The sequence below is a fragment of the Roseateles sp. genome (assembly GCF_031397715.1).
Classification (GTDB): Bacteria; Pseudomonadota; Gammaproteobacteria; order Burkholderiales; family Burkholderiaceae_C; genus Paucibacter_A.
The window spans coordinates 1-14458 of the sequence record NZ_JANNMI010000156.1 but is presented as its reverse complement, the minus strand read 5'-3'; the positions used below and the strand labels follow the sequence as shown (position 1 = coordinate 14458).

General features: G+C 65.2%; 15 protein-coding genes and 1 pseudogene. 6 read left to right on the top strand and 10 right to left on the bottom strand.

The annotated features are described in order from the left end of the window. The 5 genes and pseudogenes from RMO57_RS21980 to RMO57_RS06835 form a co-directional block, all read right to left on the bottom strand. Positions 1-98, bottom strand: a pseudogene (locus RMO57_RS21980) (Lrp/AsnC family transcriptional regulator); the annotation flags it as partial. After that, entirely contained in the window at positions 79-606 is a 528-nt protein-coding gene (locus RMO57_RS06850; RefSeq protein ID WP_310385324.1) for an Lrp/AsnC family transcriptional regulator, read from the bottom strand. The gene RMO57_RS06850 and the pseudogene RMO57_RS21980, both read right to left, overlap by 20 nt. Next, complete coding sequence (locus RMO57_RS06845; protein ID WP_310385323.1) at positions 599-1627, bottom strand: Lrp/AsnC family transcriptional regulator; 1029 nt, start codon at positions 1625-1627, stop codon at positions 599-601. Before RMO57_RS06845 ends, RMO57_RS06850 begins: the two co-directional genes overlap by 8 nt. 8 nt (positions 1628-1635) lie before the next feature. Next, the gene (locus RMO57_RS06840; RefSeq protein ID WP_310385322.1) at positions 1636-2823 is read right to left on the bottom strand and encodes a cytochrome D1 domain-containing protein; all 1188 of its coding nucleotides are present in this window, start codon (positions 2821-2823) and stop codon (positions 1636-1638) included. Then, positions 2820-3182, bottom strand: a complete 363-nt coding sequence (locus RMO57_RS06835) for a cytochrome c (protein ID WP_310385321.1) — start codon at positions 3180-3182, stop codon at positions 2820-2822. The genes RMO57_RS06840 and RMO57_RS06835 overlap by 4 nt, the downstream gene beginning before the upstream one ends. A 136-nt stretch (positions 3183-3318) precedes the next feature. Between RMO57_RS06835 and cobA the strand changes: the two genes are divergently transcribed. From cobA to ubiT, 4 genes are all read left to right on the top strand, one after another. Then, positions 3319-4170, top strand: coding sequence for a uroporphyrinogen-III C-methyltransferase (gene cobA, locus RMO57_RS06830; RefSeq protein WP_310385320.1), 852 nt, complete (start codon positions 3319-3321; stop codon positions 4168-4170). Between the two features lie 76 nt (positions 4171-4246). Then, positions 4247-5329, top strand: coding sequence for a ubiquinone anaerobic biosynthesis protein UbiU (ubiU, locus tag RMO57_RS06825; RefSeq protein ID WP_414896385.1), 1083 nt, complete (start codon positions 4247-4249; stop codon positions 5327-5329). After that, the gene (locus RMO57_RS06820) at positions 5326-6249 is read left to right on the top strand and encodes a U32 family peptidase (protein WP_310385318.1); all 924 of its coding nucleotides are present in this window, start codon (positions 5326-5328) and stop codon (positions 6247-6249) included. The genes ubiU and RMO57_RS06820 overlap by 4 nt, the downstream gene beginning before the upstream one ends. 16 nt (positions 6250-6265) lie before the next feature. Then, a complete protein-coding gene (ubiT, locus tag RMO57_RS06815) occupies positions 6266-6739 on the top strand; it encodes a ubiquinone anaerobic biosynthesis accessory factor UbiT (protein WP_310385317.1) in 474 nt (157 codons plus the stop codon). Positions 6740-6956: 217 nt separating this feature from the next. On the opposite strand, the gene RMO57_RS06810 is transcribed toward ubiT, so the two are convergent. After that, complete coding sequence (locus RMO57_RS06810; RefSeq protein ID WP_310385316.1) at positions 6957-7289, bottom strand: hypothetical protein; 333 nt, start codon at positions 7287-7289, stop codon at positions 6957-6959. Between the two features lie 311 nt (positions 7290-7600). On the opposite strand from RMO57_RS06810, the gene RMO57_RS06805 reads away from it, so the two are divergent. After that, positions 7601-8587, top strand: a complete 987-nt coding sequence (locus RMO57_RS06805) for a GGDEF domain-containing protein (protein WP_310385315.1) — start codon at positions 7601-7603, stop codon at positions 8585-8587. Positions 8588-8625: 38 nt separating this feature from the next. Here RMO57_RS06805 and RMO57_RS06800 read toward each other — a convergent pair whose 3' ends face one another. Then, the gene (locus tag RMO57_RS06800) at positions 8626-8898 is read right to left on the bottom strand and encodes a hypothetical protein (protein WP_310385314.1); all 273 of its coding nucleotides are present in this window, start codon (positions 8896-8898) and stop codon (positions 8626-8628) included. Between the two features lie 175 nt (positions 8899-9073). On the opposite strand from RMO57_RS06800, the gene RMO57_RS06795 reads away from it, so the two are divergent. After that, a complete protein-coding gene (locus RMO57_RS06795) occupies positions 9074-11572 on the top strand; it encodes an ATP-binding protein (protein WP_310385313.1) in 2499 nt (832 codons plus the stop codon). On the opposite strand, the gene RMO57_RS06790 is transcribed toward RMO57_RS06795, so the two are convergent. The 3 genes from RMO57_RS06790 to RMO57_RS06780 form a co-directional block, all read right to left on the bottom strand. Beyond that, positions 11509-12753 carry a PEP-CTERM sorting domain-containing protein gene (locus RMO57_RS06790; RefSeq protein WP_310385312.1) on the bottom strand — a complete coding sequence of 415 codons (1245 nt, stop codon included), beginning with the start codon at positions 12751-12753 and terminating at the stop codon, positions 11509-11511. The two genes, RMO57_RS06795 and RMO57_RS06790, sit on opposite strands and share 64 nt — an antisense overlap. 120 nt (positions 12754-12873) lie before the next feature. Next, a complete protein-coding gene (locus RMO57_RS06785) occupies positions 12874-13566 on the bottom strand; it encodes a choice-of-anchor R domain-containing protein (protein ID WP_310385311.1) in 693 nt (230 codons plus the stop codon). Between the two features lie 69 nt (positions 13567-13635). After that, positions 13636-14316 carry a PEP-CTERM sorting domain-containing protein gene (locus RMO57_RS06780; protein ID WP_310385310.1) on the bottom strand — a complete coding sequence of 227 codons (681 nt, stop codon included), beginning with the start codon at positions 14314-14316 and terminating at the stop codon, positions 13636-13638. Positions 14317-14458 lie beyond the last annotated feature (142 nt).

The following is a 14458-nucleotide window of genomic DNA, read 5'->3' as shown; positions in this document are numbered from 1 at the left end:
CCCAGCACCGCGCCGAGCGCCTCGAACGGCTGCTTGACCAGGGGCAGGCCGGCTTGCGTGGCGGCCACCAACTGCCGTTCAAATGCGCTCAGGGCCATCAGTCACTCCAGAAGTTTTGTTGGCCTGCGCTGGCAGACGCAGCCCGACAAAGAACTCGCGCTCCTTGGGGAAGGAAAACACCGTGCAGTCGGTCAGCGCCTCGATGCGTGCGCACACGCTGTCGGCCTGCGCCGGCGTTTCGACGGCGATCACGAACCACATATTCAGCGCGTGTTCGCGGCGGTAGTTGTGCGCCACCTCGGGCAGGGCGTTGACCAGCATCGCCACCGCATCGAAGCGCGCTTGCGGCACCTGCATGGCGGCCAGCACAAACAGCCCACCGGCCCGCTCGATCTGAAACAAGGGCCCGAAACGGGTCAGGGTGCCCTGCGCGAGTAGGTGCTGCAGGCGTTCGATCACCAGCTCTTCGCTGCAGCCCAGCTCGGCGGCGATGGCGGCAAAAGGGCGCGGCAGCAGCGGCAAATCCTCCTGTAGCCGGTTGATCAGATCCGCATCGAGTTGATCGAGCTGGGCCAGGCGCTTGGAGGCAATAGGGTTGTCATGCATGAACAGCCTCCGATGCCAAGGCAGCAGGTGCCGGCACGGCGAAGTTGCGAAAGTAGCGCGCGCCGCATTGCTTGAAGCGCCGCCGGCTGAACAGCACCGTCTGCGGCACCCGTTCAAGCTCGGCCGCCGCGCGTGCCGCGTCCAGCCAAGCCAGCACCTGTCCGCGCTCGCGGCCGTGCAGCATGCAGTACAGGTTGTAGGGCCAACCGGGCGCGCGGGCACGGCGGTAGCACAGCGTCACGCCCGGCTGCTGGGCCAGCACGGCGGCGCGGGCGTCAACGTCGGCGTCGGCCACATCGAACACGCACATCGCATTGGCCGCAAAGCCCAGCTCATGGTGGCGCACCACCACGCCAAAGCGGCGCAGCGTGCCCTGCGCCAACCATTCAGCCAGTTTGGCGAAGATGTGGGCCTCGCTGCAGCCCAGCGCCTGAGCCCAGGCGGCGTAAGGGCGGGGGATCAGCGGCAGGCCGTCCTCCACCAGGGCGGCCAGCGCCCGGTCTGGGTCTTGCACCGCGCGGCTGCCGTCGCGCACGCGCTCATGGCCGCTGCTGCGCGCCGTGCAGCCCAGCGCGTGCGGGCGCTGCAGATCAAAGCCCAGGTTGATGCGGTAGGCGCGCTGCATCGGCAGGCGCAAGGCGTGCAAGCCGCTGGCCAGCTCCAGGCTGCTGACGCCGGCCGCCACCTGGGCCTGATCGGCGCCGGTGATCACGAACCAGAGGTTGTAGGCATGCTCACGTTGGTAGTTATGGTTGACGCCCGGGTCGGCGTTGACCAAGGCGGCGACGGACTCCAAGCGTTGCGTCGGCACCGCAAAAGCGCACAGCAAGGCCGCCCCGCCGGCACCGCTGCCCCAGATGCCGCCGATGCGGCTGAGGCTGCCGCCTTGGCTCATCTGCTTGAACTCGGCCAGCACCCGCTCGGTGCCGACGCCGCATTGCGCCGCCAGCTCGGCATATGGCTCGCTGCACTGCGGGAAGCGCTGTTGCCAGTCGTTGATCAGTTGTTCGCCGACGCTCATGCCCATGCTCAGAATCCCATCCGGTTGGCGCGGCTGCTGAAGAAGATGCCGCTGGGCGCGTCTGCGCTCAAGACGGCCTGCGTCTCGAAGCTGTCAGTGGCGATGACCGAGACGCGGTTGTCGTCGCGCGAGGAAATCCAGACCGACTCACCGCGCGGCGTGAACTCCATATGCAGCACGGCTTTGCCGGGCGCCAAGGTTTTGACGATCTGGCGGCTCTGCGTGTCGATGACCTGCACGCGGTGGTAGTCGGGTACGGCGAAGTTGACCCAGACCTGGCGGCCATCGGGCCGGGCGATCACAAACACCGGCTGGCCCGCGACCTTGATGCGGGCGACCTCTTGCCAGGTCTCGGTGTCGACCACCAAGACCTCATGGCGGCCGATGGCCGGCAAATAGGCATGCCGCCCGGCAACCGCCCAGCCGCGCAGATGCGGCATCTTGAAGACCGGCAGCGGCTCCTGGCCGCGTCCGTAGCCGCCCAAGATGCGCGTTACTTTGGGCTCGGGTGCCCAGAGGTCGATCATGGCGAGGCCGTCTTCGCCGAACAGGCCGGCGATGTAGTGGCGGCCGTTCGGCGTCAGCAAGGCGTCATAGGGCTGGCGGCCGACGTCCTTGAATTTCGTGAGTACGGGTGCTCCAGGCTGGCTGAGGTCGGCGATCCAGATTTCGCCCGCGTCAAACAGCGAGTAGATGAATCTGCGACCCGGCAGATCGGCCAAGCCGACCACCCGCGAGCGCTGGCCCGGCGCGTACTCGGCCGGGATGTCGGCCACCAGGGCCAGCGTCTTGGCGTCAAACACCTTGATGCCGCCGGGCTGGTAGTTCTGCGCCGCCACCAGGCTGCCGTCTTGCGAGACCGCGCCGCCGATCGAGTTGCCGCTTTGCTGCACGCGTGCGTCCACACTGCGCGTTAGCAGATTGACCTTGCTGAGCGCACCGTCGCGGCCGAAGACATAGGCGGTCGCGCCGTCGCGGCCGTAGACGATCGAGGCGTGCGACAAGTCCCCCAGACCGTCGATGCCGCCAAGCACTTGGCGGCTGCTGGTGTTGACGACTTGCAGCGCGCCGCGCGTGCGTTCCACCACCAGGCCGAGGTCGCCGCTGCCAGTTTTTGGCGTGCTGGTGCAAGCGCTGAAGCTCAAGGCGGCAGCACTTAGAACCAAGGACAGGCGGCACAGCGAGCTGAACCTCATTGGCTTGCACTCCCGCTCAATTTGTTCTGCGGGCTTTGCAGCCAAGCGGCCAGCCATTCGGCCTCGTCGGCTTTGAGCATGGTTTTCCAAGGTGGCATGGCGGTGCCGGGGCGGCCGTGATAGATCGCCGCGCTGACGGAGGCCAGGGGCAGGCGCTGCATGGCCTCGCGTGTCAGCGCCGGCCCGAGCCCGCCGGTCATGCGCAGCCCGTGGCAGGAGCCGCAGTCTTGCTTGAGCATGTGCAGCAGTTGCTGTTGGCGTGGGGCGTCTGGCTCGGCCTGGGCGAATTGGCCTAGGGCCAGCCCCAAGACGGCGGCAAAGCTAGGTGCTGCGAAACGGAAAAAGAGGCTGCTTTGCATCGGGGCACTCGGCCGAAGTTTGGGGTTGGAGCGTTGGCGCGATCTTCAGGGCCGGCTACTTTGCTGTCCTTGAACTGGGTCAAGGACGCGCTAGGCAAGGTTTTTCACAATCGAGCCAACAAGAGGAGCGACACCCATGAGTCGACTGGATCAAGCGCTTTTATCGAATGTCTGCAAGCCGGGCGGCCCACTGTGTGCGGACCGGGCCATCCCGGCCAAAGTGACCCTGGTCGGTGCCGGGCCGGGCGATGCCGATTTGCTGACCGTCAAGGCCGTGCGCGCGATGGCGCAGGCCGAGTTGGTGCTGTACGACCATCTGGTCTCCGAGCAAGTGCTGGCCCTGCTGCCCAAACACGCCGAGCTGATTTATGTCGGCAAAAAATGTGGCCAACATGCCTTGTCACAAGAAGACATCATCGGCCTGATGCTGCGTTTGGCCCAGAGCGGCCGGGCGGTCTTGCGCCTGAAGGGCGGCGACCCGTACATCTTCGGCCGGGGCGGCGAAGAGGTGCAGGCGCTGGCCGCAGCCGGCGTGCCGTTTGAGACCATTCCCGGCATCAGCGCCGCGCAGGCGGCGGGTGCTTACGCCGGCATTCCACTGACTCACCGTGAGCATGCTTGCTCGGTGGTGTTTGCGACCGGGCATCTGAAAGGGGTTGAGGGCGCACGCAGCGTCGATCTCGATTGGGAGATGCTGGCGCGCCCGCGCCAGACCTTGGTGATCTATATGGGCTTGGGCGCGCTGGACATTATTTGCGAGCAGTTGATTGCGCACGGCATGTCGCCTGATATGCCGGCGGCGCTGATCGAAAAAGCCAGTCTGCCCGAGCAGCGCTGTGTGGCCGGCAGCTTGCGCAGCTTGCCGACGCTGGCGCTGGTCTACGCGGTCAAAGCGCCGGCCTTGATCATGATCGGGACGGTGGTGAGCTTGCGTGATGATCTGGCGCAAACTGCGCTCAAGCCGACGGCGCAGCACACCAAGGTCTGACCTAACGCAAATCCATGTCGCGCGCATATGCGCAAACTGCCGGCTGTGCAATTCTTAGGCTCCCGGCCCTGCCGACATGAACCCGACCCCGAGTCCACATTCCCCGAGCCCACATTCCCCGAGCCCACATTACCCACGCAAGCCCCAGCTGGTGTGCCCCGCCGGCTCGCTGCGCGCGCTGCAACTGGCGGTCAACGCCGGTGCCGATGGGGTCTATATGGGCCTGAAAGACGCGACCAATGCGCGCAATTTTGCCGGCCTGAATTTCGACCTGGAGCAGGCGCAGGAGGGCGTCGCCCATGCGCATGCCAAGGGCGCGCAGGTGCTGATGGCGCTGAACACCTTTGCGCGCGCCGACGAGCCCGAGCGCTGGTACCGCGCCGTCGATACGGCCGCCGCCATGGGCGCCGATGCCTTGATCTGCGCCGACACGGCGGTGATGGCCTATGCCTGCAAGGCGCATCCGCAGCTGCGCCTGCACCTGAGTGTGCAGGCCTCGGCCACCAGCTACGAGGCGATCGAGTTCTACCGCGAGCATTACGGCGTGCAGCGCGCCGTGCTGCCGCGCGTGCTGACGCTGTCGCATCTGGGCCATGTCGTGCGCAACAGTTCGGTGGAAATCGAAGTATTCGGCTTTGGCAGCCTGTGCGTGATGGTGGAGGGACGTTGTGCGCTGTCGTCCTATGTGACCGGGCAGTCGCCGAATAACGCCGGGGTGTGCTCGCCACCGTCCGCCGTGCGCTGGATCGACCGGGCCGAGGGCGTGCAGGCGCGCTTGGGCGAGGTGCTGATCGATCAGTTCAGCCCCACCGAGCCGCGCGCCTATCCGACCCTGTGCAAGGGCCGCTTCAACGTCGGCGGCAAGCGCGACTACGCAATGGAAGACCCGGTCAGCCTGAACAGCATGGCCTTGCTGCCGGAGCTGATGGCGATGGGCATTGCGGCCATCAAGATCGAAGGGCGCCAACGCAGCGCTGCCTATGTCGAACAGGTCACCACCGTTTGGCGCCAGGCCATCGATGCCTGCTACCTGGCCGGGCCGGCGGGGAGCAGCGCGGGCCCGCGCTTCAGCGTGCAGCCGGCTTGGGGCCTGACGCTGGCCGAACATGCCGAGGGCCAGCAGGTCACGCTCGGCGCCTACAGCAGGCCTTGGAGATGAATGACATGAATGCGATGAAGGTGGAACGTATCAAGCTGAGCGTCGGGCCCTTGCTCTATCTATGGCCGCGCAATAGCGTGACGCAGTGCTATGCCGATCTGGCCGATGGCCCGGCCGACACGGTGGTGCTGGGCGAGGTGGTGTGCGCACGCCGGCGCGAGCTGAAGCTGGACGACTGGTTGGGCCTGGCACGCGAGTTGACGCAGGCCGGCAAGGAGGTGGTGTTGGCGGCACAGGCCTTGATCGAGTCGGAGTCCGACTTGCGCCTGCTGCGTCGGCAAACCGAGCAGCATGAATTTTTGATCGAAGCCGGCGACGCCTCGGCGCTGAGCCTGTTGCAGGGCGCGCCGTTTGTGCTGGGGCCGCACATCAATATTTACAGCCGACCGGCGCTGGAGCAGCATGTCTTGCTGGGTGCCACGCGCTGGGTGCCGCCGCTGGAGCTGGACCTGGCCGCCGTGGCCATGATCAACCCGCCGGGCCAGCAGATCGTAGCGACCGAGCTGTTCGCCTTCGGCCGTATGCCGCTGGCTTTTTCGGCCCGCTGCTTCACCGCCCGCCACCACCATCTGAGCAAGGATGAGTGCCAATTCCGCTGCATGGATGACCCCGATGGGCTGCTCGTGAGCTCGACCGAGGGTCAGGACTTTCTGGTCTTGAACGGCATTCAGACCCAGTCCGCCGGCATGCATTGCCTGCTCGGGCAGGCCCCGCAGCGGCTGCGTGCGGCCGGCGTGCAGCGCCTGCGTTTGTCGCCCTGCTCACACGGTTTTGCCAATGTGCTGGCGCAGTACGAGGCGGTGTTCAACCAAGGGCTGGCGGCCGAAGACGGCCTGGCGGCGCTGCGCGGCCTGGGTCTGCCGGGGCAACTGGTCAATGGCTACGCGCTGAAACAGGCCGGCATGGCCTGGCAGCCGTGAAAGAGGACGAATCATCATGAACACACACACGCACACACACACGCACACACACGCCAATAAAGCCGGCTTTGCCCTGCCACCGCTGCCGGCACCACTGCGCAGCCTGGTGCAGCGCCTGCCCTGGCAGCCACCCAGTCTGCTGTTGGCCCTGAGCTTGCAGCGTCTGATGTGGCCCAAGCTGCGTGAATCACAGCGGCGCGAGCTCGCCGGCGCGGTGGTGGCGATCAATGTCGACGACCTGGGGCTGCAATGCCGCGTCTGGCTGGTCGAGGGCAAAGGCTTTGCGGTGGCGCCGGCGGGCCAAACGCCGCGGGTGCGTATCCGGGCCAGCAGCAGCGGTTTCTTGCGTCTGCTGAAGGGCCAGGGCGACCCCGACCGGCTATTCTTCGAGCGCGCGCTGGTGCTGGAGGGCGACACCGAATATGGCTTGCTGCTGAAGAACACGCTCGATGCACTCGGGCCGCTGATTCAATGGCCAAGGGCAGGCTGAGTTTGGGTCGGCGCGCAAGGGCTGAGCTCACGCCGTCAGTCCCGATGCTCCGCTTGCCAGGCCACGTATTCGGACGGTCGCACGCCGTAGCGTGCCAGTACGCCCTTGTGCAACTGCCGGATCAAGCTTTTGAATAATCTCATCCGTGAAGCGATCCCGGTTGGCCCAGAGCCCGCATGCCGGGCACCTTGCTCCGTCCGGATGGCCGACGCCTTCCTCATGGAGGCAGCCAAAAAATCCGGTCCGACGAGAGCACCGATTTGACGCCATGCCGCTGAATGAAATGCACGCTCGCCTCGTTCACGGCGGGAGCAAGCCTGATGTCGCTGCCATGGCGATACCAGCGTTCGAGAACGGCCACGTCACCGCCTTCGGCCAGCACAAGCCCGACCGCTACCTTGCTGGCCGTCTTGCCGTCGGGCCCGTAGTAAGTGACCGTGGCAATCGGGCAGCCTTGAAAGCCTTGCTTCACCTTTTTCTTCAGACGGTCTCGAAACCAAGTGGCTTTGCGTGACATGGGCAACTCCTGTCTTGGTGCGGCGGACATCATTGCGGCCCAAGTTTGGGGCCCAGGCCGGACAAGCGATCAATGTTGGAGTTCTCAGACTCAGGCCAATCTGGCGGGCATTTGCGGCATACCTAACGGTGCTTTCTTGCCGAATCCGCACGCATGTTCGCAAGTTCCTCGCTTGCATGTCCGGCGATCTGATGTTTTTATATGGCAATATCAAGTGCAAAGGCAGGCTAAAGTGCTGGCGTTTCACCGCCGAATCCGGCTGCAAATTTCATGAAGGTCATAACACCAAGTCACGCGTCCTTGCCCCGAAACGCCGGGTAAGGGGGGGCTGGGATTGCGCGCAAATGGATAAATACAAACTCTCATCGGTCAAGCGCACGCCGCAAGAAGCCGTGATGTTTCTGGTGTCGGGCTTGTCGGTGATCGGCATCCTGCCCTTTGCAGTGTTGCGCCTGATCCGCCATGAGACCATGCTGATGTTGCTCGATTTCGGTCTGATGATCGGCATCACAGCCTTGGCCGTGTATCTGTACCGCAGCCGCGCGATCCGCTTGGTCAGCATCGTCAACACGGTCTTTTATTCGGTCGGCATGGTGTTGGTGGTCTACACGCGGGGCGAGTCGCTGGTGTACTGGGCGTTCCCGGTGATGATCGCGACGTTCTTCCTGCTCAAGCCGCACGAGGCGGCCCTCAGCAACTCGGTGACGATGCTGGCGCTGGTCTATGCGCTGATCCAACATGTGACGCCGTTGAATTTCGCGACCATCACCGTCACCTTGCTGATCGTCAATCTGTATTCGTACCTGTTCGCGGTGCGCACGCAGCAGCAGCACGACAGCCTGAGCCAGCAGGCCAGCAAAGACTTCTTGACCGGTGCCGGCAACCGGCTGGCGCTGGAAGCGCAACTGGCCGCGGCGGTCAGCGGCTTTCAGAAGAGCCGGGTGGTGGCGTCCCTTGTGCTGCTCGATATTGACCATTTCAAGACGGTCAACGACAGCTATGGCCATGTGTTTGGCGACGCGGTCCTGGTGCGCCTGAGCGAGATCGTGCGTGCCAGGATTCGCAACAGCGACGCTTTTTTTCGCTACGGTGGCGAAGAATTTGTCGTGATCGCAATGGGCTCATCCCTCGACGCGACGGTCAAGCTGGCCGAAGAGCTGCGCCAACGGGTGCAGGCCGCCAAGCTGGTGCCGGCGCAAGAATTGACGGTGTCGCTCGGCGTGGCGGAACTGCGCGAAGGGCAGAGCAGTGCCGACTGGTTGGCGCGAGCAGATAGCGCGCTCTACGATGCCAAGCGCTCGGGACGCAATATGACGCGGGTGGCGCCCTGAGGCGGATGGAGCGGATCCGCTGCCGGTCCGCCGGAGTTTCAGACGTCCAGCCAATAGATCTGTGCTTGCGCGCGTTCGGCGTCACTGTGGCCCGCCAGCGCATGGTCCCACGCGGGGTCGGTGCCGCCTCCTGCCGAGGCATGGGCGCCGATCATCGAGGCCGTCTCGACCGTGCTGGCGTCGAATTCGGCCACTTTTTCGCGCGTTTCGAGAAACAGCTTGGCAACCAAAGCGCCGCCGGACTCGATCACCACCAGGTACCTGGCCGCCTGCCGTCGCGGCTGTTGGCTGTGCTTGGACGGGGTTTCCATCCCAAATCCTTGACTCATCTGGCTACCTCACGCGAATTTGTCCACCAAGCGTCAAGCCTAGCAGCTTGTCGGGCCTCCCGGTTTCGTCCTCAAAGCCAGTCGTGAGCCCCTAGTTCAAGCCTGTTGGTGCGTCTGAGTCGCCTGTTAAGCTGAAGTGAGGAATTTAGGAGTCGAGATGCCCCTCCATCTCTTGCCCAGCGGACCGGCGCCGGCCGCCAACTTGAGCTTCGGCGCGCTCGAATTGCGCCCGGCCGAACACCGCTTGCTGCTGGCGGGCCAGCCCGTCAAGCTGGGTGCGCGGGCCTTCGAACTGCTGCTGGTTTTGGCGCGGCACCATGACCGTATGCTCAGCAAGGACGAGTTGCTGGCGCTGGTGTGGCCCGGTATGGTGGTGGAGGAAAACACGCTGCAAGTGCATGTCTCGGCCCTGCGCAAACTGCTGGGCGCGAACTTGATTGCGACGGTGGTGGGGCGCGGCTACCGTTTCACCGCCAAGCCCAATGACGCAAGTGACATCAATGGCTCGAACGGCCTGCCTCCACTCACTGCCTGGCCGGACGCTGCCGCTAGCCTGCCGGCGACTCCCAACAACCTGCCGCAGCCGTGCAGCCATTTCATTGGCCGCGCGGCGGTGCTGACGCAGAGCGCGCAGTTGTTGCAGCAAGTGCGGCTGCTGACGCTGACCGGTATCGGCGGCAGCGGCAAGACCCGACTGGCCCTGCAGGTGGCCCGTCAGCAACTGGTCAATTTTCCGGGCGGGGTTTACTTCCTTGATTTGTCCGCCCAGCAGGAGGCTGCGCAGCTTGGCCTCAGCGTGGCCAGCTCGCTTGGGGCTCGCACAGCTGGCGGACAAGCACCCCAGCAAGGCCTGACAACATGGCTGAGCAATCGGCGCATGCTGCTGGTGTTGGACAACTGCGAACATTTGCTCGACGCGGTGGCCGAGTTGGTTCAGGGCCTGCTCGACGCTTGCCCCGAGTTGAAGATCATGGCGACCAGCCGCGAATGTTTGGCGCTGGCCGGCGAGCAGGTCTTGGCGGTGCCGCCTTTGTCGCTGCCCGAGCTTGGCGGAGCGGCCGATTTCGCCGCGCTGCAAGCCTCGGAGGCGGTGCAACTGTTTGTCGACCGGGCCCATCTGGTGCTGGCCGAATTTGCCTTGACACCGCACAACGCGGCCGTGATCGGCGCCATCTGCCGCAGCTTGGACGGCATCCCCTTGGCCGTCGAGTTGGCTGCGGCGCGGGTCACGCTCTTGTCGGTCGAGCAGATTGCCGCCCGCCTGAATGACAGATTTCGCTTCCTGACCGGGGGCAACCATGGGCTGGCGCGCCACCAGACCCTGCGCGCAACCTTGCAATGGAGCTTTGACAATTTGTCCGCCGCCGAGCAGCGGCTGCTGAGTCAGCTGGCGGTCTTCAGCGGGGGTTGTTCGTTGGCGGCGTTGATGGCGGTGGCCGAGTTGGCCGATGAGTACGCGACGCTGGCGCTGCTGAGCCGCTTGCATGACAAGTCCTTGGTTCTGGTTGAGCGCGGCAGGGTCGGTGCGCCGCGCTACCGCATGCTGGAGACGGTGCGCCAATTCGCTCTCGAACAAGCGCTGGGCGACGTCGCCGGCCTGGCAGCCTTCAGGGACAGACATTTGCGCTACTTTCTGGCGTTGGCGGAGCAGGCGTTGCCGCTGCTGCAAGGGCCGCAGCAGGGGGAATGGTTGGCCCTGCTGGGCCGCGAGCAAGAGAATTTACTGGCGGCGCATGCTTGGAGTGAACAGGCCGACGCAGGCGCGCAAGCGGCGCTGCGCCTGGTGGCGGCCCTGTGGCGCTATTGGGTCGCGACGGCCCAGCTGGCACGTGGCCACCGGCTCGCCTGTACTGCCTTGGCTAAGCCGACGCCTGCACCCGACAGGGTCTGGCGTTGCCGGGCGCTATGGGGTGCCGGCCAAATGGTTTTCCGTATCGGCGACTACGAGGCGGCGCTGGGCTGCGCCGATGAAGGCCTGGCGCTGGCGGGCGATGTCGGCGACGCCGAGCAACTGGCCAGCTGCATGAGCCTGCGTGCCAAGGCCCTGCACTCGCTCGGCCGCCAGAAGCAGGCGCGGGAGCAATACCAAGCGGCCTGCGCGCTGGCCCGCGGGCTGAGCAGCCCGGTTTTGCTGGGCGCGACGCTGAACAATCTGGCCGAGCTGCAGCGCGGCCTGGGTGAGTTTGCGGCGGCCGAGGCTTGCTATGAGGAGGCCGCCCGGATCGCCCGCAAGCTGCAATTTCCCGGCGGCAGCTTTGTGCCGCTGTGCAACCTGGCCAGGCTCAATGTGGCCGGCGGCAAATTGGTGTGTGCCCGCTTGCTGCTGCTGGAGAGCCTGGCCTTGGCGGCCGACACCGGCCTGACCGGTATGGGCGAGGATCTGCTGGAGGTCGGCGCCGGCCTGGCTGCGGCGCTGGGGGACTTTGGCCGCGCCGCACGCTTTGCCGGCGCCGCCGAGGCCCGCATGAGCGAATCGGGCTCGCAGCGCGAGCCGGTGGACGAGGCCTTTGTCGCGCCTTTGCTGGCCCAGGCGCGCAGCGCGCTGGGCGCCGCCGCCTTTGATGTAGCCAGCGCCGCAGGTGCGGCTTTGGGCTATGCGGCCGCGCTGGTGGAGCTCAAGCTTTGGCTCGAGGCGCATGGCGGCCATGACGCCTGAACCGGGCACCCATCTACGTGCATCCCTTGATCGACCGGACCGCAGCGATGGCGGCGCAAGCAGATCAGCCAGATCAGCCCCAGGCCGGCCAGCAGCAGCGCCCAGCTTTGCGGCTCGGGCACCGGTGCCGCATTTCGGTAGTCAAAGCCCGAGCCCGAGATGAGGGCGTAGGGCGCGCTCAGGGCGGCTCCGTCGGGGCCGAAAATCGCCTGGATGCCGCCCCACAAAAGCGTATGCGACAGGTCGACATCGGCATTGCTGGCGCCCGACCCCGCCATCTGGTTGAAGCGCAACTGCGCACGCGCCTCGGTAAAGCTATAGAGGGAATAGCCGAGCCAGAAAAACTCGCCAAAGGTGAACTGCACCTTGACGGGGATGTCTTGCACGCCGCCCAGCTGGTAGTTTTCAGCGCCGTTCGTTGCACTGTAGCCAGCACAGGCGACGGCGAAATCAGCGCCGGTCTTGGCCCGACAGGGCTGGTAATTGAGGCTGTCTATGCCCTTGCCCAAGAGCTCGATCCTGCTGCGACTGTCGAAAACCTGCGAGTAATGCTCGCCATTTGGAAATGGCCCGGCAGAGAGATGCGGAGAGCCGGTTGCAGAGTAGCTGCCGGTCAGTCGCAAGATGGCGTTGAAACTGCCAAGCTGCCCCTGCAATCCCGCCGCATCGAGTTTGACTTGGTCGTTCCAGCCGGCGGCTGCCGAGGAAATGCTTGAACCACGGTGGACACCGTAGTTTTGAAGCACCCCGAACCGGTCAACCCAGGCATTGGACTTGGCAAGTGAATCGCTTGAGCCGTGCAGGGCCAGTCGCCCGATGCTGGCAAAAACGTCGGCCCTGGCGATGCTCTGGCCAAACAGGCCGTTCACTTCCAGCCAGTTCTGTTGCTGTATCTGCGTCGAAAGGGCGCCCGTGGCGGCAAAGCCGATCGGCGCCGGCTGGGTGAGGTTGCCAAAGGTCTCGATCTGTCCAGCAAGCTCGAAGCTCGCGGTGACTTGAGACCAAGCCGGCGCTGCGCCTATGAGCCACAGGCCGCCCAGCCAGGCAAGTTTGATTCGCCGCGCCGGCGCGCGAGGGCACCCTGTGAGCCGATGACTTGGGTCAAGAGAGCGTTTCATGCTGACTCCTTGGTTTGCGTTGTTGGCTGAACTCGGCAGGGCTGGCCTTGCATTAGTGCTCAAGCTCTCAGCTCAGGCGCCGGCGCGTCACGCCGGCCACAGCGAGCAAACCGCCCAGCAGCTGCGCCGAGCTCAAGCGCATAAGACTCAGCGACACCGGGCTCAAGGGCAATAGGGCGAACTTCATGATTGAGGCATCGATTGATCGGGCCGAGCCATGGGCTGGCGCCGCCGCCTGATCCGCAGCGCCAGACCGGCGCAGCCGGCCAAGGCCAAGAAGGCCGAGGTCGGTTCGGGCACCGGGCTGACTTCTATGCGCAACTGGTAGAGGTCGTCGCTGTTGGGGCCTTGCCAACTAAGCCCTGCGTCACTGGAATAGGCATAGTTGCCGAATGCGCCCGGGCCGTTGAAGGCGTTGCCCATGGCGTAGGACCAGCCGAAACTGTCGCCGGCCGTGCTGGCTCCCAAGACGAGCCAATAGCTGGTGAACGGCGCTAGTTGGGTCGGCAATGTCGGGATCAGGGTTTCGGCCTGTGGCGGGCCGCCGACCAGGACCGGCAGCGGCAAGCTCGCGAGCCAGGCCCCCGGCACACCGCTGGCGTCAACGCGCAGTTCGGCGCTGGCCGATCCGCTATTGGCGCCCGCGCCCAGCAGCAGCGTGACGCTGTCGAGCCCAAGCGCAGCGCCGGCCGTGACAAATGACTGCGCGGCCCAAAGGTTCGCCTCGACCGTCGTGGTCGCCCTGGTGGGCTGGGCGAGATTGTCGATCAGCACCGCCGCGTGCGCGTTTGGCAAGTGGCCGGCGGCGAGCAGGCCGAACCAGGTGAGGGCGACGGCGGTGCTGCTGCGGCGCATTCGAGTCTTGAGGGGGTTCATATTGGATCCCTTGGCGCTGTGGGTTAGGGCTGTGGGTGACTGCTGCGGTGGCCTTGCTTGGACCCCGTTTCAGGGCCGTCGCCGGATCTGCGCGCGCAGCAACAAGGCCCATATGCCCACCACAGTCAAGGCCGCCGTGCCGGGCTCGGGCACCGCGGCAATCTGCAAGCTGTCCAGGGCCACCATGTCGCCGTCGGCGATCGTCACGGTGATGCGGTTGAGCTCATTGCCGACCGACGAGCTGAAGCCGATGAACTGCCAGGCGGGTGGCGTGGGCGCCGGCAGCTGCAAGGCCAGCGGGAAATTGCCCAGCCACAGATTGCCGACGGCGTAGACATCGACGCTATTGCCGTCGATTTCAGAGTCCAGGTACCAGAACCCTACACCGGCCTGCGGTGAGGCGAAGTCGACGGCTACGCCGCCACCCCCTCCGGTCAGCGGCGGCGTGCCCAGCGAAAGCAGATGGGTCCCGGCCTGCGGCAGGCTGAAGAGCATCGCCATTGGGTTGCCGCCGTTGAAGGCCGAGAAGGTCTGACCGGCATAGGGCCCGATCACTGGTGTGCCGTCGGCGAGGTCGTCGAAGCCGATCAGGGTCGGTGCGCCAACCGCCGCAGCCCAAGCCGCTTGGTTGTTGTAGATGCTCAGCGCCGCCTGCGCTGGTCCGGCCAAACCGAGAAGAAGGGCGGCGAGAAGAAGGGCGGCGGTGGCCGCCGGCATCAGCTTGGATAACTGACTAAATGAATGCTGCATAGCGGCTCCCGAGGGTCGAAAAACGGACGGAAAAAGGGGCTTGGTTCTGCGCCTTGTTCACCGTTTCCATACTGCTGCTTGGGCCGACCAGAGTCCTTGGTCAAAGCTGAAGGTTTCTGATGATTCCTGAAAATCCAAGTGA

Bases quoted from the DNA above. Each gene is read 5' to 3' on its own strand.
- RMO57_RS06850 (WP_310385324.1), bottom strand. From the start codon at position 606: ATGCATGACAACCCTATTGCCTCCAAGCGCCTGGCCCAGCTCGATCAA.
- RMO57_RS06845 (WP_310385323.1), bottom strand. From the start codon at position 1,627: ATGAGCGTCGGCGAACAACTGATCAACGACTGGCAACAGCGCTTCCCG.
- RMO57_RS06840 (WP_310385322.1), bottom strand. From the start codon at position 2,823: ATGAGGTTCAGCTCGCTGTGCCGCCTGTCCTTGGTTCTAAGTGCTGCC.
- RMO57_RS06835 (WP_310385321.1), bottom strand. From the start codon at position 3,182: ATGCAAAGCAGCCTCTTTTTCCGTTTCGCAGCACCTAGCTTTGCCGCC.
- cobA (WP_310385320.1), top strand. From the start codon at position 3,319: ATGAGTCGACTGGATCAAGCGCTTTTATCGAATGTCTGCAAGCCGGGC.
- ubiU (WP_414896385.1), top strand. From the start codon at position 4,247: ATGAACCCGACCCCGAGTCCACATTCCCCGAGCCCACATTCCCCGAGC.
- RMO57_RS06820 (WP_310385318.1), top strand. From the start codon at position 5,326: ATGAATGACATGAATGCGATGAAGGTGGAACGTATCAAGCTGAGCGTC.
- ubiT (WP_310385317.1), top strand. From the start codon at position 6,266: ATGAACACACACACGCACACACACACGCACACACACGCCAATAAAGCC.
- RMO57_RS06810 (WP_310385316.1), bottom strand. From the start codon at position 7,289: ATGATGTCCGCCGCACCAAGACAGGAGTTGCCCATGTCACGCAAAGCC.
- RMO57_RS06805 (WP_310385315.1), top strand. From the start codon at position 7,601: ATGGATAAATACAAACTCTCATCGGTCAAGCGCACGCCGCAAGAAGCC.
- RMO57_RS06800 (WP_310385314.1), bottom strand. From the start codon at position 8,898: ATGGAAACCCCGTCCAAGCACAGCCAACAGCCGCGACGGCAGGCGGCC.
- RMO57_RS06795 (WP_310385313.1), top strand. From the start codon at position 9,074: ATGCCCCTCCATCTCTTGCCCAGCGGACCGGCGCCGGCCGCCAACTTG.
- RMO57_RS06785 (WP_310385311.1), bottom strand. From the start codon at position 13,566: ATGAACCCCCTCAAGACTCGAATGCGCCGCAGCAGCACCGCCGTCGCC.
- RMO57_RS06780 (WP_310385310.1), bottom strand. From the start codon at position 14,316: ATGCAGCATTCATTTAGTCAGTTATCCAAGCTGATGCCGGCGGCCACC.